At 68.4% G+C, this 18,663-nt stretch carries 18 protein-coding genes and 2 pseudogenes; 7 read left to right on the top strand and 13 right to left on the bottom strand.

The features are described from left to right. Positions 1-517 precede the first annotated feature (517 nt). Entirely contained in the window at positions 518-937 is a 420-nt protein-coding gene (locus ACWDYJ_RS13145; RefSeq protein ID WP_451565600.1) for a YidB family protein, read from the top strand. Between the two features lie 634 nt (positions 938-1,571). Here the strand turns inward: ACWDYJ_RS13145 and ACWDYJ_RS13150 are convergent. Next, on the bottom strand, positions 1,572-1,970 hold the full coding sequence (locus ACWDYJ_RS13150) for a LecA/PA-IL family lectin (protein WP_451565601.1): 399 nt from the start codon (positions 1,968-1,970) through the stop codon (positions 1,572-1,574). A gap of 466 nt (positions 1,971-2,436) precedes the next feature. On the opposite strand from ACWDYJ_RS13150, the gene ACWDYJ_RS13155 reads away from it, so the two are divergent. Next, positions 2,437-3,287, top strand: a protein-coding gene (locus ACWDYJ_RS13155; RefSeq protein WP_451565657.1) for an IS5 family transposase whose coding sequence is annotated in 2 segments (ribosomal slippage) — positions 2,437-2,782 and positions 2,782-3,287 — 852 coding nt in all. Because the reading frame shifts where the segments join, the coding sequence is not laid out codon by codon here. On the opposite strand, the gene ACWDYJ_RS13160 is transcribed toward ACWDYJ_RS13155, so the two are convergent. From ACWDYJ_RS13160 to ACWDYJ_RS13175, 4 genes and pseudogenes are all read right to left on the bottom strand, one after another. Next, complete coding sequence (locus tag ACWDYJ_RS13160) at positions 3,237-3,965, bottom strand: DUF2625 domain-containing protein (RefSeq protein WP_451565602.1); 729 nt, start codon at positions 3,963-3,965, stop codon at positions 3,237-3,239. The genes ACWDYJ_RS13155 and ACWDYJ_RS13160 overlap by 51 nt on opposite strands. A 131-nt stretch (positions 3,966-4,096) precedes the next feature. After that, entirely contained in the window at positions 4,097-4,933 is an 837-nt protein-coding gene (locus ACWDYJ_RS13165; protein ID WP_451565603.1) for an IS5 family transposase, read from the bottom strand. Between the two features lie 67 nt (positions 4,934-5,000). After that, the gene (locus ACWDYJ_RS13170; RefSeq protein ID WP_451565604.1) at positions 5,001-5,420 is read right to left on the bottom strand and encodes a RacP protein; all 420 of its coding nucleotides are present in this window, start codon (positions 5,418-5,420) and stop codon (positions 5,001-5,003) included. 2 nt (positions 5,421-5,422) lie between these two features. After that, positions 5,423-5,509, bottom strand: a pseudogene (locus ACWDYJ_RS13175) (DUF6192 family protein); the annotation flags it as partial. A 79-nt stretch (positions 5,510-5,588) separates the two neighbouring features. Between ACWDYJ_RS13175 and ACWDYJ_RS13180 the strand changes: the two are divergent. Together ACWDYJ_RS13180 and ACWDYJ_RS13185 are read left to right on the top strand one after the other, a co-directional pair. Further along, positions 5,589-6,260 (top strand): DUF6000 family protein, encoded by a 672-nt coding sequence (locus tag ACWDYJ_RS13180; RefSeq protein ID WP_451565605.1) that lies wholly within the window; start codon positions 5,589-5,591, stop codon positions 6,258-6,260. Between the two features lie 10 nt (positions 6,261-6,270). Continuing rightward, a complete protein-coding gene (locus ACWDYJ_RS13185; protein ID WP_451565606.1) occupies positions 6,271-6,546 on the top strand; it encodes a hypothetical protein in 276 nt (91 codons plus the stop codon). Between the two features lie 28 nt (positions 6,547-6,574). Here ACWDYJ_RS13185 and ACWDYJ_RS13190 read toward each other — a convergent pair whose 3' ends face one another. The 3 genes and pseudogenes from ACWDYJ_RS13190 to ACWDYJ_RS13200 all read right to left on the bottom strand — a co-directional run. Next, on the bottom strand, positions 6,575-9,031 hold the full coding sequence (locus tag ACWDYJ_RS13190) for a tyrosine-type recombinase/integrase (RefSeq protein ID WP_451565607.1): 2,457 nt from the start codon (positions 9,029-9,031) through the stop codon (positions 6,575-6,577). After that, positions 9,028-10,269 carry a tyrosine-type recombinase/integrase gene (locus ACWDYJ_RS13195; protein ID WP_451565608.1) on the bottom strand — a complete coding sequence of 414 codons (1,242 nt, stop codon included), beginning with the start codon at positions 10,267-10,269 and terminating at the stop codon, positions 9,028-9,030. Before ACWDYJ_RS13195 ends, ACWDYJ_RS13190 begins: the two co-directional genes overlap by 4 nt. A 110-nt stretch (positions 10,270-10,379) precedes the next feature. Continuing rightward, positions 10,380-11,279 (bottom strand): annotated as a pseudogene (locus ACWDYJ_RS13200) (DUF6192 family protein); the annotation flags it as partial. A gap of 1,578 nt (positions 11,280-12,857) precedes the next feature. On the opposite strand from ACWDYJ_RS13200, the gene ACWDYJ_RS13205 reads away from it, so the two are divergent. Beyond that, positions 12,858-13,064, top strand: a complete 207-nt coding sequence (locus tag ACWDYJ_RS13205) for a hypothetical protein (protein ID WP_451565609.1) — start codon at positions 12,858-12,860, stop codon at positions 13,062-13,064. Positions 13,065-13,249: 185 nt separating this feature from the next. Here the strand turns inward: ACWDYJ_RS13205 and ACWDYJ_RS13210 are convergent, their stop codons facing one another. Further along, positions 13,250-13,612 (bottom strand): hypothetical protein, encoded by a 363-nt coding sequence (locus ACWDYJ_RS13210; protein WP_451565610.1) that lies wholly within the window; start codon positions 13,610-13,612, stop codon positions 13,250-13,252. 465 nt (positions 13,613-14,077) lie between these two features. Between ACWDYJ_RS13210 and ACWDYJ_RS13215 the strand changes: the two genes are divergently transcribed. Both ACWDYJ_RS13215 and ACWDYJ_RS13220 read left to right on the top strand, forming a co-directional pair. Beyond that, the gene (locus ACWDYJ_RS13215; RefSeq protein WP_451565611.1) at positions 14,078-14,818 is read left to right on the top strand and encodes a nucleotidyltransferase domain-containing protein; all 741 of its coding nucleotides are present in this window, start codon (positions 14,078-14,080) and stop codon (positions 14,816-14,818) included. A 558-nt stretch (positions 14,819-15,376) separates the two neighbouring features. After that, complete coding sequence (locus ACWDYJ_RS13220) at positions 15,377-15,796, top strand: SSI family serine proteinase inhibitor (protein ID WP_451565612.1); 420 nt, start codon at positions 15,377-15,379, stop codon at positions 15,794-15,796. 140 nt (positions 15,797-15,936) lie between these two features. Here ACWDYJ_RS13220 and ACWDYJ_RS13225 read toward each other — a convergent pair whose 3' ends face one another. The 4 genes from ACWDYJ_RS13225 to ACWDYJ_RS13240 all read right to left on the bottom strand — a co-directional run bounded on the left by ACWDYJ_RS13225 (position 15,937) and on the right by ACWDYJ_RS13240 (position 18,458). Then, complete coding sequence (locus tag ACWDYJ_RS13225; protein ID WP_451565613.1) at positions 15,937-16,077, bottom strand: hypothetical protein; 141 nt, start codon at positions 16,075-16,077, stop codon at positions 15,937-15,939. Positions 16,078-16,330: 253 nt separating this feature from the next. Beyond that, positions 16,331-17,197, bottom strand: coding sequence for a hypothetical protein (locus ACWDYJ_RS13230; protein WP_451565614.1), 867 nt, complete (start codon positions 17,195-17,197; stop codon positions 16,331-16,333). After that, positions 17,194-18,060: an ABC transporter ATP-binding protein gene (locus ACWDYJ_RS13235; protein ID WP_451565615.1), complete on the bottom strand. Its 867-nt coding sequence runs from the start codon at positions 18,058-18,060 to the stop codon at positions 17,194-17,196. The genes ACWDYJ_RS13230 and ACWDYJ_RS13235 overlap by 4 nt, the downstream gene beginning before the upstream one ends. Then, on the bottom strand, positions 18,057-18,458 hold the full coding sequence (locus tag ACWDYJ_RS13240; protein ID WP_451565616.1) for a GntR family transcriptional regulator: 402 nt from the start codon (positions 18,456-18,458) through the stop codon (positions 18,057-18,059). Before ACWDYJ_RS13240 ends, ACWDYJ_RS13235 begins: the two co-directional genes overlap by 4 nt. Positions 18,459-18,663: the final 205 nt, after the last annotated feature.

The following is an 18,663-nucleotide window of genomic DNA, read 5'->3' on the forward strand; positions in this document are numbered from 1 at the left end:
CATGTTCAAGACCCCCCCCCGGCGTCAACAACGCTCGTGATCAATACACCTAGGCCGTCTCTTGCGGCTCCGTGCGCGTCGTACATGGTCAGCTCACCGTCCGACAACGGACGAAGAGCAAGGAGGAAGCGGGCCGTTGTGGGGCCGCGCAGGTACGTTCAGTACGAGCCGCGGTCCTCCGCCGTGCGATGCGCCGCACCGGACGCTGCCGGCCCACGGCGTACGGCAGGTCGCGCGCGCGGTCCGGCCGGCCTCAGCCACCGCCCTGGAAGCCCCACAGCACGAAGGCCACCGCGTAGTGCCTGTTTGTGAGGCCGCCATGACAAGTGCTGCCGTCTGCCACTGGATGTCAGTGGTTCTGTCATGAGGTCCGTCAGCAGGCAGTGGTGTCGTCGGAGTCCGTGAGGCGGAGGCCCGTACGGACCACTGGCGCTTGTCGACCAACAACCAGTGTCTGAACCGCTCGTTAGGCAGGAGCGAGCACATCGAACGCACTCTCCAATGTAAGGACGCGATCATGGCGGGTAACGACCTCGGCAGTCTGCTGGCCGGCCTCCTCGGCGGCGGCGACAAGAGCAGGGGGGCCGGGAACATCCTCAGCTCGCTGCTGGGCGCACTCGGTGGTGGCGGCAGCCACGCCAATGCCGGTAGCAACCCGCTCGACGGCTTGATGGGCATGCTCGGCAAGTCCGGCATCGCCGACCAGGCGAACTCCTGGGTCAGCACCGGCGCGAACAAGGCGGTCAGCGGAACCGAGATTGACCAGGCACTGCCGGACGAGACCCTGAAGAAGGTCGCCGAGCAGACCGGCGTCTCCCCCCAGGAGGCAGCCGACCAGATCGCCCAGTCCCTGCCGACGGCCGTCGACAAGCTCAGCCCAGAGGGCGTCCTGCCGACCGGCAGCCTGGAAGACCTGATCAGGCAACAGACACGCTGACACCCACGACGTCCCCGCGGTGGGCGCCCTCGCTTCGAAGGGCGCCCACCGCGTCTGCGTGCGCCGTAAGTGACCCCGGCGCCGGTGGCCGACACACGGCAAAACGGCTGACCCTGTCATGGCAGACGACAACGTTGTGTAGGCGGGGCCGAGAGCTGATGCGGATCCCGAATTCTCCCCAGGGCTGCTCTTAGTTCCCCAGTCGGTTGCCGTTGGCAACGGGGCCCGGGGCGGCCCGTGGAGTGCGCGGACCATGCCGAGCGGTCAAGGGCGTCTTCGGCGGCACGATGCCGCTTTGCTCGCCCTGGGACAGCCCGCGCTCGCGTTCGGCGGCATCGCCACGCGATCCAGGGGCCAGCGCCGGTCGTGCCCGTCACCGTCTAGCGACCTGCCGGTTGTGCCGGTGGCCTCTCCTGGGGTTTAGACGCTGCGGGCGCCGTCGACAGGAGGGCCCCCAGGCCGCCTGGAGGAAAACGCGGTACCCGCCGACGTTCACGACTTACCCGCGGCTGAGAAGGCCGCGGGGCAGTCCGCGAAGCGGAGGGCGGGTACCGAGTTGGAAACGGCCCGGTCCGGAAGCCGGTCCGCAGCGCGTTGGAAGCCGCGCGCCGAGGTCGGCCGGGTCGGGTGCGTCCTACGAGATGCGGCCGAGGTTTTCGATCAGCGCGGTGTACTCGCCGGAGTTGTCGCCGTAGGTTCCGGGCTTGTCGTTGTACGCCACGGTCACCTCGCCGTCCTCTTGGGCGACGAAGGTCTGCAGGGAACCGACGGTCAGCCACGGGCCCGAGGCGATGCGGGCGATCAGCATGCCCACCGGCGCGCCCTTGAGAATGACGTCCGGCTGCATGTACGCACCGCTGTAGCTGCCGCCGTTGTACCGGGTTCCGTCGGGGTACGTGGTGTGCTGCCCGTGGTTGTAGGACGCCCGTCCGCTGCCGGAGACGATGACGGCCTCGCCGCTCTGGACCGTCACGCCGGACTTCACACCGCCCTCAGTCTTAGCCGGCACCGTCACGACGTTGAAGTTACCCATGTTGGACCACCTCCTGTTTTGGCTACGCTCCGTAGCTATCGCCACGCTATGTGACAGAAAGTGGTGGTGTCAATCACCGTACGTGACAACCCTGGGAGAACCGCAGTTGGACGTGGCCGCGCTTTTCGGCTGACGCCACGCCCGCAGAAACGCTTATCCCATGGGCTCTGTCGCGGCTCTGCTGCGATAGAGGGTGGCCGTACGGGACCGCTCCAGGCCCTGGCCGCGTTCAAAGAGGCAGCAGGCGGCCAGGTTGGCCGTGCCCTTCCCCGTCCCATGCCTCGGGTGGCAGGCACGCGCAGTTCGCAACCGCCGCGGCCACGGTTCACCAGGAAACGCACCTGCTCCACCTGCTCTGCCGATGGGCCAAACGCGTCGTTAGTGGGGAATCGAGGTGAGCAACTCTGTCCACCCGTTAGAGGTCATCTCAACTGGATTGATCACTAGGCTGGCGGCCGTGATGGCGATGGTGGAGCGTCTGGTGCCGGATGGGTTGTGGGAGCTGTTCCAGCGGGTGGTTCCGGCCGCTCCGGTGCGACCCCAGGGTGGCGGCCGGCGCAGGTATGGGGATCGGCAGATGCTGGCGGCCATCGTGTTCGTGGCCACGACGGGCTGCACGTGGCGGCAGCTGCCGCCGGGTTTCGGTCCTTCCGGGCCGACCGCGCACCGGCGGTTCACCGAGTGGAGCCGGGCCCGGGTGTGGGGCAAGCTCCACCGCCTGGTCCTGGACGAACTCGGCGCCCGCGGCGCCCTGGACTGGTCGCGGTGCGCGATCGACTCGGTCAACATGCGGGCAGCGAAAGGGGGGACCTCACGGGTCCGAATCCCGTAGATCGCGGCAAGAAAGGATCAAAGATCCATTTGGTCACCGAGCGGACCGGTCTGCCCCTGTCGATCGGCATCTCCGCCGCGAACACCCACGACAGTCAGGGCCTGGAGCCTCTGGTGCGGGGTATCCCGCCGATCCGGTCCAGGCGCGGACCCCGTCGGCGACGACCCGCCAAGCTCCACGGCGACAAGGGCTACTACGACCACCTGCGCCGGTGGCTCCGCGCCCGGAACATCACCCCGCGCATCGCGCGCAGGGGCATCGAGTCCTCCCAGCGGCTGGGCCGACACCGTTGGACTGTGGAACGGACGGTGGCCTGGCTCGCCGGATGCCGCCGCCTGCACCGTCGCTACGAGCGCAAGGCGGAACACTTCCTGGCCTTCGCCGGGATCGCCGCCACCCTGATCTGCTACCGCCGACTGGACCGCCCGACCGGTTCACACGGCGCCGAGAAAGCCCGGATCAACCCCATCGAACTGTCGGCATGAGTCCCGGGCGACGCCGAGCAGCTCCGTCATCGGCACCGCGCGGCGACTGGTCGCGGAGAGATCCTGGCGTGCCTCGGCAGACCACAACGGCGGAAAGAGTGACAAGCCCTGATCGCGCTTCAGCGCCCGGACGTCGTCCTGCCAGCCGGCCCAGCGAAGATCCGCGTAGAACTCGTCAAGAGCCCCGGACACCAGCCAGGTCATCCACGCCGAGTGGCCGACGCCCAGAGCCTCCCAGCGAAGCGAATCCGGGGCGAAGTAGACCATCTCTCCCGGGGTCCCGGGGCGGCCGGCGCTGGCGGGAGCTCCGCCGTTGAGAGCGAAAACGCCGCCCAGCACGTCATGTGCCACCACCAGGCCCGTATCCGCTCGCCACTCCGAGTCGAACGCTCCCGGGAACTGATTGATCCGGGCCAGGCCCGGCACCCTATGCGGGGCCCCATCCACAGGGCTGCCAAAGACCCGCAACCATCCGTCGTCCACCAGGAGACCGCCGCAGTGCAGGACCACCGCGCCCAGGTAAGACCTGGCCGTGACCTGCAACTGGAGAAGTGCTCCCCTGCCCAGGTCGCTGTCGGCCGGAAGTACCTCGACGGACACTGGCGCGGCATCGAGTGTCTGCCTGAGTTCCGGCCAGGCCGGTTCCTCAACGTCGATCAGCTGGCTCAACTCACGCATGCCCGCATCGTCGCACCCACACTTTTCACCCCAACCAGCAGGGCACTTCGACGAACCACCCGCCAATCGAGATGACCTCTTAAGCGCGGGGTGGGGAGATTCAGGGGGCCCGTCAGAGCTTGGGTGCCTGGTCAGAGCAGGGGTGAGAACCGCTCGGGGGGCTTGCGTGTCTTGGTGATCCGGCGGGTCATGAGGGTGATGGCTGCCCAGGTGATGAGGGTTTCGGAGTGCTGGATGAGTCGTTCGTAGTCGCGTGCGTGTCTGCGGGCCCGCATCATCCAGGACCATGTCCGTTCGACGACCCAGCGGCGGGGCAGGATGACGAAGCCGGAGGAGTCCTTGGGTCTGCTGACGGTCTTGATCGTCAGGTTGAGGTACTTCTTTGCCCAGGTCACGAGCTTGCCCGCGTAGGCGGAGTCCGCCCAGACGATGGTGATCTCGGGGTGCATGAGCCGGAGGCGGAAAAGGACTTCCTTGGCGGCGTGGCTGTCGTGGAGGTCGGCGGGGGTGACCATGACGAGCAGGGGGAGGCCGCGGGTGTCGACGACCATGTGGCGTTTGCGGCCGTTGATTTTCTTGCCCGCGTCGTAGCCGCGTGAGTCGCGGCCGACGGTCTCGGCGGCCTTGACGGACTGGGAGTCGATGACGGTGGCGACCGCGCGGGGGCCTTTGCCCATTTCGCGGCGGATCCGCTGGGAGAGGGCGTCGCGGATCTGGTTGATGACACCGCAGGCGGCCCAGCGTGCCATGAATCCCCAGACGGTCCGCCAGGGCGGGTAATCCGCCGGCAGGGCCCGCCATTTGCAGCCGGTGTCGACCACGTAGCGGATCGCGTCGACGATCGCGCGGCGGTGGTGCTTCTCGGGCCGGCCGCCGGTGGTTGTCTCGCAAGCCGGGACGGGCAGCAGGGGTTCGAGCAGGGCCCATTCGGCGTCGGTGGTGTCGGATGGATAGCGGCGTCGGCGCATGGTGGCGGGCCTTCAAGCCGGTGCTGCCCGGGGCCCGGCCTTCGGCCGGGCCCCGGGCAGCGAGGGGTCAGTAGCTGTTGACGAGGTCGAGGGTGGATTCGATCGAGTTGAGCTGGGCGGTGATGTGCCGGACCCACTTGTCACCCGGGTGAACGGCGGCGTGGGGTGCGACGGTGCCGGTGATGAACCGGCGGAACTCGGTGAGCTTCTCCTTGATCACCTTTCGTTCGTAAGCCTCCAGAGCGGCTCGTTCGGCTCCGAGCTGGTAGCCGTCGGTCCGCGTCCAGATCAGCGGCGGCCATCCCTGGTCCGCTATGACGTCCCTGAGGGCCGCCAGTCCGGCCCTCACCTGGCTGGGGGTGAGATCGCTGGCGCGGGTGAGCTGGTGGAAGAGGGGTCCGGCCGGGCGTGCTTCGAAGAGCACGAACCGGACCGTGTCGGCGTGCCGCAGAGCGGCGTCGCCCCGGCGCCGTGAGGCGCGGGGCATGGCTACTGGCCTCGGAGAAGAGCGGCGAGCTCGTCGTCCATGTCGACCTTGCCGGTGTCGACGGCGTTCTCGATCCAGTCCAGGGTGGCTTCTCTGAACTAGCGATCGCTACTCGAGGCTCTGTGTAAACCGCTGGCAGCTGGGTCCTCGCCGGGCAAGGATGCAGCCATGCGCTATGCCAGCACCGATCCCATGCTCATGGACCTGGTCCGACGATTCGTCACGCCCGGCCGGCGGTACATGCGGCTGGGCGGAAGCTCACTGCGGTTGAGCGGACCTGAGCGCGACCTGTTCGTGAGGGAGCTGGTCCAGGCTGCCGGGGAGATCACTTCCACGGAACTCGGCATCCTTTTCGAGGGTGGGTGGCGAGAGCGCAAGACTGCTTCCTGGCTGGTTGCCGTGGCCGGGAGGACCGAGTTCCGGAGCCGCATCGGCGAACTGCTGCTGGCCAGCGGAGGCCCCTACCAAGGGTCTCTCTGCATCGCTCTTGCCACCTTCGGTACCAGCGCGGACGCCGATCTGCTCTGCAAATACCTTGATCGCTACCTGCCTGAACCCGACCTCCGCTGGGACCAGACCGCGGTATTCAGCACACTGCTTCACTTAGATGCCGTCCTTGGGACGGAGCGAGCAGCCCCATACCTTGCGGCCGATGGACTGTGGCAGCAGTGGACTGCTACCACGCCGAACACGGTAGGGGTTCCGCAGGAGTACCGGCAGGTCGTGGACCAGCTCTGTTCCTTCGCCAGCGAGTGCGCTGAACTCTTCGCCAGAACGGAACTCACGACTGAGTCTCCTGACATGACGGCTGGAAGCCGACTGCTTCGGACGCCTCGGTAGAGTCTGGGCAATGACAGGAAACCAGGGCCGCTGGTCAAAGATCGACCAGGATGGTGGTATCGAGGACGTGACGCTCCTCATCCTGGAATGGCTGGGTGAGCAGGGCGTGAACGCCATGATCAGAGTGGACGCCGAGAGGGTGGCCGACAACGCGCCGGCCTGGACGTTCGCCGCCAGTGGGGGTCCCTTGGAGCATGGCATGCGTGCTGATGGGAGGACTGTGCAGCAATGCATGTCCGCGGCTCTGTCGCAGCTGCGCGAGGCTGGGCTGTCAGTTCCGTTTTGATTTTCGTCTCGCTCACCCCTGGCTCCGATCATGACGTTGGCCTCGGCGTCCCAGCGGTTCCTCCGGGCCGGCTGAAGCCCGGCATGCCGAGCTGGACCGCAGTCGACTTTCTCTCGGCCAGTGCGTCGACCTGAGCGAGCTTGTCTTCGGCGCCAGCCAAGCTGACCCGGAGTCCTTCGACCTCGCCGAGCCAGCCCTCGTGTTCGGCTTCGGCGACGCGGGCGACGAGGTTGTCGCGGATCTCCTTCAACCGGCCGCGCTGGGCCGGGTCCGGCCGGAGGAGCGAGCAACGAATGCAGGCGTGTTCGTGAATACAGGCGGTGCCAAATGCTCGACCGCAGGTGCCCACCGAGAGCTTGCGGTGTTCGAAGTGACTGAGGAAGGAGTCCCATTCCTCTGAGGTTGGGATGCGGTATTCCTCGCTCGGCCGCAGGGCCCGCCGGCGGGCGATGAACGCGTGGTGGGCTTCGATGGCCTCGGCCGGATAGACCGCCTTGTAGCCCATCGTCGTGGAGATGTTCTTGTGCCCGACGATGATCTGAGCGATGTGCGGGGGCAAGCCGCTCATGATCGCGTCGGTGACGAAAATCCTGCGGAAGTCGTGGGGCTGGTAGCGCAAGGGCTGCCCGGTGTTGTCCGTCAGCCCGGCCGCGTCAAGGGTCTCGTCCAGAGCCTTGCGGATCGTAGTCATCGACACCCCTCGGTGCAGTCCACCACTGCACCACTGGAACAGCAAAGGCATCGGCGGGTTCCAGACACGTTCACCGTGGTCGTAGGAGGCGACGGTCGGGATTTTGCCGGAAGCATCACGGGCCCGGCAGACGATGGTGCTCAGGACGTCGGCGAGTTCCGGACTGACCAGCAGCAGCCGTTCCTCGTCGGTCTTCGACGGTGCGATCTGAAGCAGCGGGACGATCTCGCCGGTGGTCGGCAGCTTGTATTGGACGATGCTGTGGTGGCTGACCTCCAGCATCTCCTCGATGCGGACGCCGGTCAGGCGGAGGAACTCCACCGAAGCCCAAGCCCAGAAGGCCCTCAGCTCCGCGTCGCCCAGACGCCGCCGCCTGCCATCCGTATCGAAGGCGATCATGATCTGGGTAGGGTCGCTCCGTCGGTTGCCCTGGGCCTTGGTGAACGTCTCGCCCAGGACCGTGAACGTGGTGCCCGGGCCCGCCCGGCGGACCGCCTCCAGCCTCGCCTGGGCCTTCCCCAGTTCGTCGGTGGCCGTCCTCACCAGAGCGGGGAGAACCGGGAGTCGTTCACGAGTTCGCTGGTCCATTCGCGCCTTCCGCCGCGATTCGCGCTTTCGGTGGGAGATTTCGTTGGCCTTGATCGGGCAAGGGACGGCCCAGGGCCCCCAGCGGGCCGGCTCTTCCACGGCCCACTGGGCGATGTCGAGGTAGAAGGCACGGACTGCGGTCAGCAGGTCGATGTAGTTCTGCCGCAGGCTGGTGGTGTAGGTGCCGTCCGGCTGACGCTTGCGGTCGACCTTGATGCGGACGCGTTCCTTCCAGGCCGTCGCGGATTCTGCGGAGAGCCGGAGGGAGTCGATGCCGGGCCGGAGGTCTTCGAGGTTCTTCCAGAAATGCCGGGCCAGGATCCGTGACAGGTCCTCCAACGAGGAATAATCCAGAGCGGGCTGACGCTCGGCGAGGTAGTCGACCAGCAGGTCACGGACGGGGGTGCACTGTAGCTGGTAGCGGTCCACCAGGTCGGCGACGCTGACTTGTCCCGAGTGCCTGGTCACGTCACGAAGGGTGTGCGGGGCGTCCGGCGGGAACTGTCCGAGGTCCTTCAGCCAGCTGTAGAACAGCGACCGTCCGGTGCCTCCGAACCGGTAGACGCGGGACTCGGTCGCCCGGAGTTCGAGGCAGTCGCCGACCGTGATGTCACGGATGTGGCCGCCCTTGGCGGCCAGGATCACTGCGATCTGCAGGCGGGCCATCTGACCCAGTCCGGCCGCCCACGTGGGGCCAGCGACTGCGGCGAGGTTCGCGTACCCATCCGGGTCCCTCGTCAGTTCCATCCGGCGGCGGAAGTTCGGCGAGTGCAGGTGCAGCAGCCAGGAAACACTCGGGCGGATCACGTCTCCGCAGATCAGATGCAGGGCGCCGGAGGAGAGGAAGGAGGAAGTGCCAACGCCGCGGTCGGCGTGCCAGGACTTGGGAAGCTCGCTCCAGCTCCGAGGATGGTCATCCGCCGTGCTGTTCCACCACCGCTGCTGCCAGGACTCCCCGGGTAAGGTCTCCAGCCAGCGCATGATCAGGTCGGCCCCGCGCACTCGGATGTAGCGGGTGTGTTCTGAGGAATCGGCTGAGAGTTCGCGAAGCCGGGCCACGACCTGGTCGCGGGACTCGGCGGTGATGGGCCAGGTATCCGGGACCGAGCGTGGCGGGAACGCTTCCTGTAGGACCTTGTAAGCCGCCCCGTGAAACGCTACGACCTTGCCCTGCGAGGTGGCCGCATCCGTCGTAGTGGTCGTCATCCTGCCCGTCCGAAGAGCACATCGAGGCTGGCGGTGTTGTAGCCCGGCGCCGGCGTGGGCGGCTGTGCTTGTTGCCGTTCTCGACGAGCGTAGTGGGCGAGAACCTGCTCGATGATCTCCTCCTGGCTCGCGGCCAGGTAGATCTCGGTGGTGGACAGGTGGGCATGCCCAAGGACCCACTGGACGTCGGTCAGCGACAGCTTCGGATCCCGGGCCATCCGGTAGGCCGCGGTGTGCCGCAGATCGTGCAGGGTCCAGTTCGACCCGAGCAGGTCGTTGGCGCGGTTCAGCATGGCCCGGGCGGCGTGGTAGTTCAGCGGACGCCACGGCCGCCGCAAGGTCCACCACAGGGTGTGGTTGCGGCCGCGGGGTGCCCCCTTGCGCCAGGCTTCCTCCTGGGCCAGCCGCAGCCAGACGAACGCGTCCGTGGAAGCGGGAATCTGCTGGTAGGCACGGGTTCCCTTGCGAGTCACGCCGATGAGCTGCTGGCCGGGTAGTACGTCCTTTTCTCGGCTGGTGAGCAGTTCCTCGGCCCGGGCGCCGGTGGAGACCCAGAAGGCGAGCAGGGCTCGGTCGCGGTTGTACTTCAGCGCGGCGAACAACGCGTTGAACAGTTCGTCCGGGATCCGCCGCGGGATGCGCTTGGGGACCTTGGGACGGTAGCGGCCCTGCCGCTCGGGGCGGAAGGAGTCCATCGGGTTGTGATGGGCGTGAGCCCGGCCGGCGCGGCGCGACCGGTCCAGCGGGAAGGGATTGAGAATTGGCCCGGTGCCCTCTTCGAGGTGGAAATTGTAGAAGGTCCGCAGCACCGTCTCGCAGTGGGCCCGTGTGGTGGCCGCGTATTTCTGGCCCGGCGCGGGCTTGCCGGTGACTGGGTTCGGCGTTCCCGGTACTGCCCGTTGCGGTTCACGCTGGGCGGGCACGGCGTCCGCCGCGATGCCCTTTCGCTGGTGTCTCCAGTGCACGCGCGCTGGCTTGTCGGCGAGCTGGAGCCATCGGGAGAAGTCTCGGGCCTCGATCCTGGTCGCCTGGTTCCACGGCACCTCCACGGCCCACAGGAACCGGTACCACCGCAGCAGATCCATGCCGTACGAGCGGATCGTCGCCGCTGGCTTCGATGCTGCTTGAATATCCGCGAAGAACACCGCCGCCGGTACGACAAGCTGTCCCTGGGGATCAACCAGCCGGTACGGCTCAGCTACCTCTCCGGTCTCCTCCAGCCGACCGATCTGCGGCACGACGAAGGACGCTGGGTTCCGGAGCAGCCCGTCAGCATCACTCATGCACCAGCTAACGCAGACCCTCCCAATAGGTCACTGACCTGCGAAAACTCCAGTCTTAGTTCAGTCAACCTACCCTTGACCTTGGCGATGTTCTGGTGGACGATCGCCTGTTCGTCCTCGGACAACTGGCGGTCCCGCAGCCCCGGGACCGCGCGGCCGGAGGCGGCGACGAAGGAGTGGCAGGCGGTGACCAGGTCCAGGAACTCGACCGTGCGGTTGATCTGCTTGACCGCCGGCGCGACGGGGCTGGTCCGTTCGAAGTGCTCGCGGGCCTGGCGGCCGCGTTCGACCTGGGCGTGGTTGACCTGGTGGCGGGCGGTGTCGTCGCTCATGGCCCTGAAGGCGACGTCCGGGCGCCTGAGCAGGCCGGTGGTCACGGTCGCGGCGACGGTCTCGTCGCGGGTGAACTCCTCGACCACCCTGACCCGGTCCTCGACGGCGACTTACGCAGAGACCGCGGGCCGGCGAAGCAGGTCGGTGGTGACCACCGCGGCGACCTCTTCGTCCCGGGCCAGCGCGTGGATCGCGCTGATCTTCTCCTGCTTGGAGACCGGGTTCTCGACCTGCCAGCCGAGCACGCGGCTGGCGTCATCGGCGGTCCACCGGGTCTTGCCCTCCGGTGGCTGTTTCACGGCCGCGAATCGCTCGTCCTCGTCATCGACGCTGGCCAGGATCCGGTAGACGGTGAAGGGGACGCCAGCCTGGCGGTGCTCCTTGGGCCAGCGGGCGGCGACCCAGCGGGCGTTGTTGACGGTGCTGTATTTGAGGCCGATGTCCTCGGCGAGCCGGGTCAACGACTCCCTGACGGTCCATCCGCCCTCGGGCCGGGCGCCCTCGCGGGGGCGGGAGGGTTCGATCTCCAGGGCTCGGTCACCGATCGTGAACTGGCCTCGGGAGTGGCGGTCGACGACTTCGCGGAGCTCGGTCACGATCTGTTCGTATTGTGACGGGCTGACGCTTCCGATCTTCCTCGTTGTCCTCGGGCATGGTGTGTCACCACCCAGCGCGGGCCATGGCACGGCCGTCTTCCTGCCGTGACGGTACAAAGCCCGCTCATCACCGAGAGTCAGACCACAAAGAGGAAGATCACAACGAAGGACCGCAAATTACCGGCAACTGACCAAACTTGGACAAGTGATGCGTTCGCGCTGCGGTTACTGTGACCGGTCTACGAACGGATCGTTCCGCCGGCGCCAAGCCCTCACCTTGCACTTCGGCGAGCAATACACGGCCGCGAATCGCCGCTCCACCCCCGCGATCCAGCGGGTCCCGCACTCGCGGCACTCGCCCTCACCGGCCCCGCCCTGGACCGCGGCAAGACGCCGGCGCAACCGCCGCTCCACCCGCCACTGCCTGGACCGACAGCTCGCCGAGCAGAACACCGCGTCCGGCCTGGCACCCGGCCGAAGCCGGTCACCACAAGCCCGACAAGCCCTCTCCACAGCCCTCTTGGCGCCCTTCGACACCGTCCAGGCCTAGACCTCCAGCCTAGCCCGCACAGGGGATACGAAACAGGCAGTAAAAGCACGAAAGTGGTCAGGTGCGCGCAGACCATGGCGGCGACGGCACCGATCCCGCCCGCTACCAGGCCGCGGGCCCGCGTGTCCGGGCGGGCCGACGAGCGCCAGGAGACCGCCACCAGGGCCAGCGGAACAACGTACGGCATGGCCAGCCACGCCGACGCGTGGACGATCGGGGAGGATCGGTAGCCCCACGCACCGCCCAGTACAGCCGCCATGGTGAACAGGGCCGGGGCCAGCCACCACGGCCGGGCCAGGGACCGGGCGGCCGGAGGTGTCAGGGGAGGAGTTGCGTTCATGACCCCATTGCACCGCCCGAACCGCAGCGTCCGCATGAGCGCATGTACCCAGACCACCCGATCCGCCTACCCAGTGCCCGGTCGTGGCGCATCACCCGGCTGACAGCTGAGACCAATCCTTCCTCGCCGCGCTTGGGCTGGAGAAGGGTCGTGACTTTCGGGAAGCACCGCGAGGCCGAGGTGACCTCCGGGGCTCACAGGCCCAGCGCCGAGGCTCCGTTCCAGGCCGACCTCCCGGTCACCGCCGGCTGAACAGGAACACGGCCGGCCTGCCAGCCGCTGACCGGCCGGAAAGCCACCCCGGCACGGTCCCTGCCCTTGCCAAGCCGTCGGCCCCGGCCCGCGTCCCCGCGCGGAGCCGGGGGCCGACGCCAGACCGTTGACGGGCAGGAGGGTGCACGCCCGCCACTGCTGCCAGCCCGGCACACCAACCACCGCCCACCTCCGTCCCGGGGCCCGCCCGGCGTTGGACTTGCCGCGTACAACCGGCTCGCCCTCCGGCCCGCGCCGGGTACGGCGGAGCTGCGGCGAGAGTGGTTGTTCCCGAGTTTGGGAGGCGGTCCGATCTGCCCAGGGTCGATGTTCACGAGGAAGGGAGGCACCCCGCGGCGGCCGCCTCCCCCGTGCGGGGGAGGCGGTCGCGACCTTCGGACGATGCCCGGACACCGGATAGGTGGCGACGATCAAGACACATGCCAACACACGCCGAGATCGGAGCCTCACCGTGCTGAAGTGGACCCTGCGGGCCACCGCTGTCCTCGCCATCGCCGCCGCAATCGCCTCGCCCGTCGTCGTGACCGCACCCGAAGCAGTGGTCGCCACACCTTCCGTCGCCGTCGCCGTCGCCGCGCCCGGCCCCGATGCCCCGGGGGGTGAGCTCACCCTCGCCATGAGCGAGATGGCGCGGTTGGGCTATCCCGTCGCCTTCTAGGAGACCCGGGGACGCTCGGGCCTCTGGGGTCGTTCTCCCGGGCCGGCACACGACAGCCCTGGCGTAGGGAGAACGACCCGGAGGCCCGGCCACGCTTGCGAGGAAGGCCGGCGCCGTCGGAACTCCTGAACATCCCGCCCCGGCCCGACACCTCGGAGCCGCCCGCGCAGCCACAGACTTGACCTCTACTGCCCGCTTCGTATAGCCATCACCAGCCACACGACCGGTCCCGCTGCCAGAACGATCAGCAGCAGACAGCACGGCAGCGGGGACGGCCCCTTGAGGGGTGGCTGGGTTGCTATCTGCGGGGCCACTCGGCGCACGTCGTCGGCGTGATACCACCTCTTGCCGGCATAGCCCGTAGTGGTCATCCAGCTCTCCGAACGGACCCGCACCCCGTGGGCCAGCGCATTCACATACACCGAGCGAGTACCCACGTCCGGCCACAAGGTGCTCACCTGGCGCTCCGTCAGCCAGCCGTCCCCCTCGTTCGCCATATTCCGCCCTTCCCCCAGCAGCCGGTGACGCATCATCATGAACTGTCCCATAGCCAGGCGTAGTTCGTCCCTCCATCGCTCCTCGGGGTTTCCGACGCGGCGATCCGCTTCCCGGGCCCCGAACGCCTGGCGCGAGCGGGTGTGGCCCTCGCCATCGAGAACGGGCGGTCAGGGTCTGACCGCCCGCCCTGCCCCGAATCACGGCGCCGGGGCGTGAGCACCGTTAGTGCAGTCAACAAGCCAGCCCTGGGACCGGGGCAGGTGGCGCTGGTTCATTCCCTTCACGGCCGCTCCCCGACCCTGGAGGCGTCCGTCCATGTCTCCAGCCATACCCTCGCCTTGGCGAGGTCGGTGGTCATCGGGCAGAGCGTCCACAGCGCCGGATCCGGCGGAGCTCCGCGTACGGGTGGGCGAGGAGTTCGGTGCCGTCCGCTTCTGCCCGGGCATCAAGGCGCTCAGGCCATGCTGCGCGGAATCGACTCGCCTTTGATCAGGGCTTTTGGCACTCTGCCCGTCATGGATGAAGACCCCATCGACCAGGCGCGACGTCTCGTTCGCGACCGTTTCCCCGATGCACTCGCCGTGGTCCTCGCCGGGTCCACAGCTACCGGGAGAGCCACTGCGAGCAGTGACCTGGACATCGCGGTGCTCATCGAGGACGGCGGCGTGACCTGCCGGGAGACGGTCCGGTTCGAGGGACGTGTCGTCGAACTCTTCGTCCACACCCGAGCCGGTCTCGTGGAGCTCTTCGCGGCAGACGTCGCCTCACGGAGGGCGGTCCTTCAGAGCATGTATGTATCCGGTCTCGTTCTGGTCGATTCGAACGGTGAGGCCGGGCGCGCTCGCGCCCTGGCCGAAGCGGACCTTCGTGAAGGTCCGCCCGCACTGGCACCGGAAACCGTCGATACGAAGCGATACGGTCTGACAGACGCACTGGACGACCTCGCTGACGCCGACGACCCCATCGAGCGTCTGGCCGTGGCCGCATTCGTCGTCGATGCCGCAGCCGATCTGCTCTGTGACCACCATGATGCGTGGATCGGCGGCGGGAAGTGGCTGCCCCGCCGCCTGTTGGAAGCCGACCCACAGCGCGGAGCCGCCCTGCTCCAAGGGCACCTCCGCCTGTGTGAGTCAGGCGACCCCGCAGTACTGATCGGCGCTGCGTCGAAGGTGCTCGACCTCGTCGGCGGCCCTCTCCGGGAGGGCTACCGCAGGACCTGGCACGGCATCACCGACTCTGTTGCCTCTCAGCGCTGAGACAGGCGGCCGCTACCGCACCGGACAGCCGGCAACCCTGTCCATAACTGGCGTCCTGGCGGGCGGCCTTGGCCGACCCGCATCGCCGGGCGCGGCACTCGACGAGCTCCGCCACCACGCCCGCGCCGGTCAACGCAGACAGCTGTCCTGCGCCCGACCGTGCCGAGCGGGCCCGGTCGGTACCGGCGCCGCCCGCGAACGTGCGGCAGCGGCGACGGCGCCTTCTGCCGGGAGGCACCGCGAGGCACCGCGAGGCACCAGCACTATCCGGTCAGTCTGGATGGACGTTCGATGAACCGCGCTCAGCCGACAGCAGGTCAACGCCCCACGTACGGCTGTCCCGCCGGGTGTCACCGTCCGTTTGCGCGTGATCGCGAAGGGCGCACCCCCGGTCCGAGCTGCCCGAACGACCATTCGGTCGCCACAATCGAACGAGCTGTCTGTAAATCGGCGTTCGATGTGCATGCACCCTTCGCACCCGACAGACTCGGTCGCGTCCAGTCGATAGATCGCAGCCAACTGCTGCATCTTCCCTTCGAATTGAAAGAGAGTTCCGTCGTGCGTCACCGCATCGCTGCTATCTCCGCTGCCGCCCTCCTGACCCTGGTCGGCGCCACCGGCATCGCGGAGGCACAGCCCGCCAGCCTGTACGCTCCCTCCGCCGTGGTCCTGACCGTCGCCCAGGGCGAGGACGCGGACACCGTCATGCGGGCCGCGACCCTCAGCTGCGCGCCGACCGCCCAGGGAACGCACCCCGACCCCAAGGCCGCCTGCGCGGCCCTCACCGCCACCGCCGGCACCCTCGACGCGCTCCTGGCCGCCCCGGACTCGAGCCGCGCCTGCCCGATGCACTACGCCCCCGTCACCGTCACCGCAGACGGCGTCTGGCAGGGCAGCCGCATCTCCTGGAAGCACACCTTCTCCAACGCGTGCACCATGTCCGCGACCTTCAACGGAAACGCCGTCTTCGCGTTCTGACCGCTCCTCCTGGGCCGTCCGCCCCGCCCCTCCCGGCGGATTCCGGGGGTCGTCGCAACACGTGGCCACTGACGTGTTGTGCGCGCAGGCCAGATTGCGCTGCTCGGGCTTGCCGAGGACTGCCCGACCACCACCGTCGTCTACGAGCCGGCCCCGTAACCGAGGTCGTGGAACGTGCCGGGCTCGGCGGTGCTGGTGAGCCGGGCCCGGCTCCCGGGCATGGGGGTGGCCAAAGGGATCCGGTTTTGCTCGTGGTCGACCTTCACGAAGCGGACGGACATCGCCCGGCCCCCTCGTGAAAGGCCTTCGCGCACGCACGCACTCGGTCCGGACCGGACCGGACCGGACCGGACCGGACCGTGGAACGAGTCTCTCGAATCACCGGCGGCTTCGCCCCGTGCCGGCCCGGCCGCTGGTGGCCGCAGCGCGGCCGTGCCCAGCAGCGTCAGAACACCCGGATATGCGGCAAATGGGACAGCTGGGCATGGAAGAAATCCATTCGCCGTCTTCTTGCCCGCAGGTGGTCGGGGCCGGTCAGCGGTGCCGGCGGCGCAGGATCGCGAAGGCCGCGACGATCGCGGCGGCGGCGAGGGTCAGCAGGATCGCGCTCTCGACCAGTTGAAGCGGCCAGAAGTGGGACTCGGGGTGGTAACGGATCCCGATGCGGTCGATCGGACCGGAGAAGGCCCAGTTGTCCCCGCCGCGCGCGGGCCCGCCGAGGGCGGGCCAGAGCCGGGGGCGGAGCAGGACGACAACCGCCTCAATGATCCCGACCGCCGTCATGGCCGCGGCCATGGCGGGCACCGTGCGTCCGATCAGCAGGCCGGCCAGGGTGCCGGCAGCGATGCCGAGGAGGGCGTAGCCCACCGCCACCGGCCCGATCACCCCGTAGACGGGGAGGTCGTACCACTGGATGGGGTACCAGGTGTCCAGCGTTCCCCGCCGGATCCATGCCGTCAGCAGCACGAACGCGGGCAGGAGGAGGAGTACGGCGGCGACCGGCACCGCCAGCTTGGCGGCGAGCCAGCGGGCCGGACTGACCGACTGGGTCCACTGGAGTCGGTGGGTGCCGGCTTCGAACTCGCGCCCGATCAGCGGACCCGCGACGAACGCACCGAGGAGCAGGGGCAACGCACTCACGGCAAGCGCGACGAAGGAGAACATCTTGTTGACATACAAGCTGCGGGAGAGGAAGCCGCGGACTTGGATGCCGCATCCGGGCACCGTCTTCTCCACCTTGCAGCCGCTCGCCGCGAGGTCCTCGGCCAAGGACTGGACGTACCAGCGGCCGGTGGGCAGCGCGATGGCGGCGAGCAGCACCAGGGCGAGTGCGGCCCACAGAACGTGGCGGTGCAGGCCGACGGTCACTCGAAGGGGACCGCGCAGGTCGGTGAGGATCATGCCGCTACCTCCACGGCCGGAGTGAGCAGGGCCGGGACGTCCGGGGCGCCGAGGTGGGCGAGCACCAGTTCTTCCAGGGTGGGTTCGATGGCCTGCCAGCCGTCGCTGCCGGTGTTCACGGTTCCTTCCGGGCGGATCAGGGCGGTGAGTCGGCGCCCGGTGGAGCGCGTGGTGACCACGGTGTGCGGGGCCAGGTCACGGATCGGGCCGGATACCAGGGTGTGGGCTTGCAGGAGATCCTCGACCGAGCCGCCGAGCCGGACGCGTCCGCCGTCGATCAGGAGCAGGTGGTCGCAGGCGTCCTCCAGCTCGGAGAGTATGTGCGATGACATCAGGACGGTGGTGCCGTGTTCGGCGGCCGTCGCCAGCAGGGCCCCCATCAGTTCGCGGCGGGCGAGCGGGTCCACATCGGACAGCGCTTCGTCCAGGAGCAGCAGCGTGGGCCGCTTGCCGAGGGCCAAGGCCAGGGCGAGCCGGGAACGCTGGCCCCCGGACAGGGCGCGGACGCGCCGGGCCGGATCGAGGCCGCCGGCCTCCACCACCTTGCCTGCGGCGGCCGGGTCCCAGCGGTCGGGATTCAGGTCGGCGCCCATGCGCAGGGTCTCGGCGACGGTCAGTTGCGGGTAGAGCGGCTTGTGCTGGGCGACATAGGCAATGGACTCGCGGGCCGGGGTGGTCAGGGTGCCCTCAGTGGGCTTCAGTACGCCCGAGGCCAAGGCCAGCAGGGTGGACTTGCCGGCCCCGTTGGGGCCGATCAGGGCGCATATGCGGCCGGCGGGGAGCCGGAAGGAGCAGTCCCTCAGGGCCCAGCCACCGCGGCGGAACCTCCGTCCGATGCCGTGCGCTTCGATGGCTGCCGTCATTCTTCGTCCCCCTGGCTCGGTTCACTGTCGGATCCGTTCAGTACGGAGGTGAACAGTGCGGTGATGTCGTCCTGCTCCAGGCCCGCCCGCCGGGCCCGTGCCAGCCACTGGGCGAGCTCGGTGCGCAGCGCCCCGTCTGCCGCCCTGCCCTCGCCCAGCGTCCGGCGGACGAACGTGCCGAGCCCTCGGCGGCCCTCCACCAGCCCCTCACGTTCGAGTTCCCGGTACGCCTTGAGCACGGTGTTGGGGTTGATGGCGAGGGCCTCGACCACCTCGCGGGCAGTGGGCAGCCGGTCCCCCGGCTTCAACAGGCCCAGGCGAAGAGCCTGTTTGGTCTGCTGCACGATCTGGAGATAGGTGGCCACACCACTGCGCCTGTCGATGCGGTACTCGATCACACCGGTTCATCCTCCTTTCACTAAGGAAGTAGTGAAAGGGTGCGTGCTGGGGTCCCGACTGTCAATAGCGTTCATGTACCGACGCTGAGGCCCGCCGCCACCTGGTTGTCCACGCATACGCAGACCCGGCCGGCAGCCGGCCGGCTGGATCCACACTTGCCGCAGGTCAGACCGGGAAGTTGACGTCTCCATTGGGAAGCCACTG

The organism is Streptomyces sp. NPDC003042, from assembly GCF_053591315.1.

Coding starts and splice junctions, on each gene's coding strand:
- ACWDYJ_RS13145 (WP_451565600.1), top strand. CDS start 518: ATGGCGGGTAACGACCTCGGCAGTCTGCTGGCCGGCCTCCTCGGCGGC.
- ACWDYJ_RS13150 (WP_451565601.1), bottom strand. CDS start 1,970: ATGGGTAACTTCAACGTCGTGACGGTGCCGGCTAAGACTGAGGGCGGT.
- ACWDYJ_RS13160 (WP_451565602.1), bottom strand. CDS start 3,965: ATGCGTGAGTTGAGCCAGCTGATCGACGTTGAGGAACCGGCCTGGCCG.
- ACWDYJ_RS13165 (WP_451565603.1), bottom strand. CDS start 4,933: ATGCGCCGACGCCGCTATCCATCCGACACCACCGACGCCGAATGGGCC.
- ACWDYJ_RS13170 (WP_451565604.1), bottom strand. CDS start 5,420: ATGCCCCGCGCCTCACGGCGCCGGGGCGACGCCGCTCTGCGGCACGCC.
- ACWDYJ_RS13180 (WP_451565605.1), top strand. CDS start 5,589: ATGCGCTATGCCAGCACCGATCCCATGCTCATGGACCTGGTCCGACGA.
- ACWDYJ_RS13185 (WP_451565606.1), top strand. CDS start 6,271: ATGACAGGAAACCAGGGCCGCTGGTCAAAGATCGACCAGGATGGTGGT.
- ACWDYJ_RS13190 (WP_451565607.1), bottom strand. CDS start 9,031: ATGACGACCACTACGACGGATGCGGCCACCTCGCAGGGCAAGGTCGTA.
- ACWDYJ_RS13210 (WP_451565610.1), bottom strand. CDS start 13,612: ATGGGACAGTTCATGATGATGCGTCACCGGCTGCTGGGGGAAGGGCGG.
- ACWDYJ_RS13215 (WP_451565611.1), top strand. CDS start 14,078: ATGGATGAAGACCCCATCGACCAGGCGCGACGTCTCGTTCGCGACCGT.
- ACWDYJ_RS13225 (WP_451565613.1), bottom strand. CDS start 16,077: ATGTCCGTCCGCTTCGTGAAGGTCGACCACGAGCAAAACCGGATCCCT.
- ACWDYJ_RS13230 (WP_451565614.1), bottom strand. CDS start 17,197: ATGATCCTCACCGACCTGCGCGGTCCCCTTCGAGTGACCGTCGGCCTG.
- ACWDYJ_RS13235 (WP_451565615.1), bottom strand. CDS start 18,060: ATGACGGCAGCCATCGAAGCGCACGGCATCGGACGGAGGTTCCGCCGC.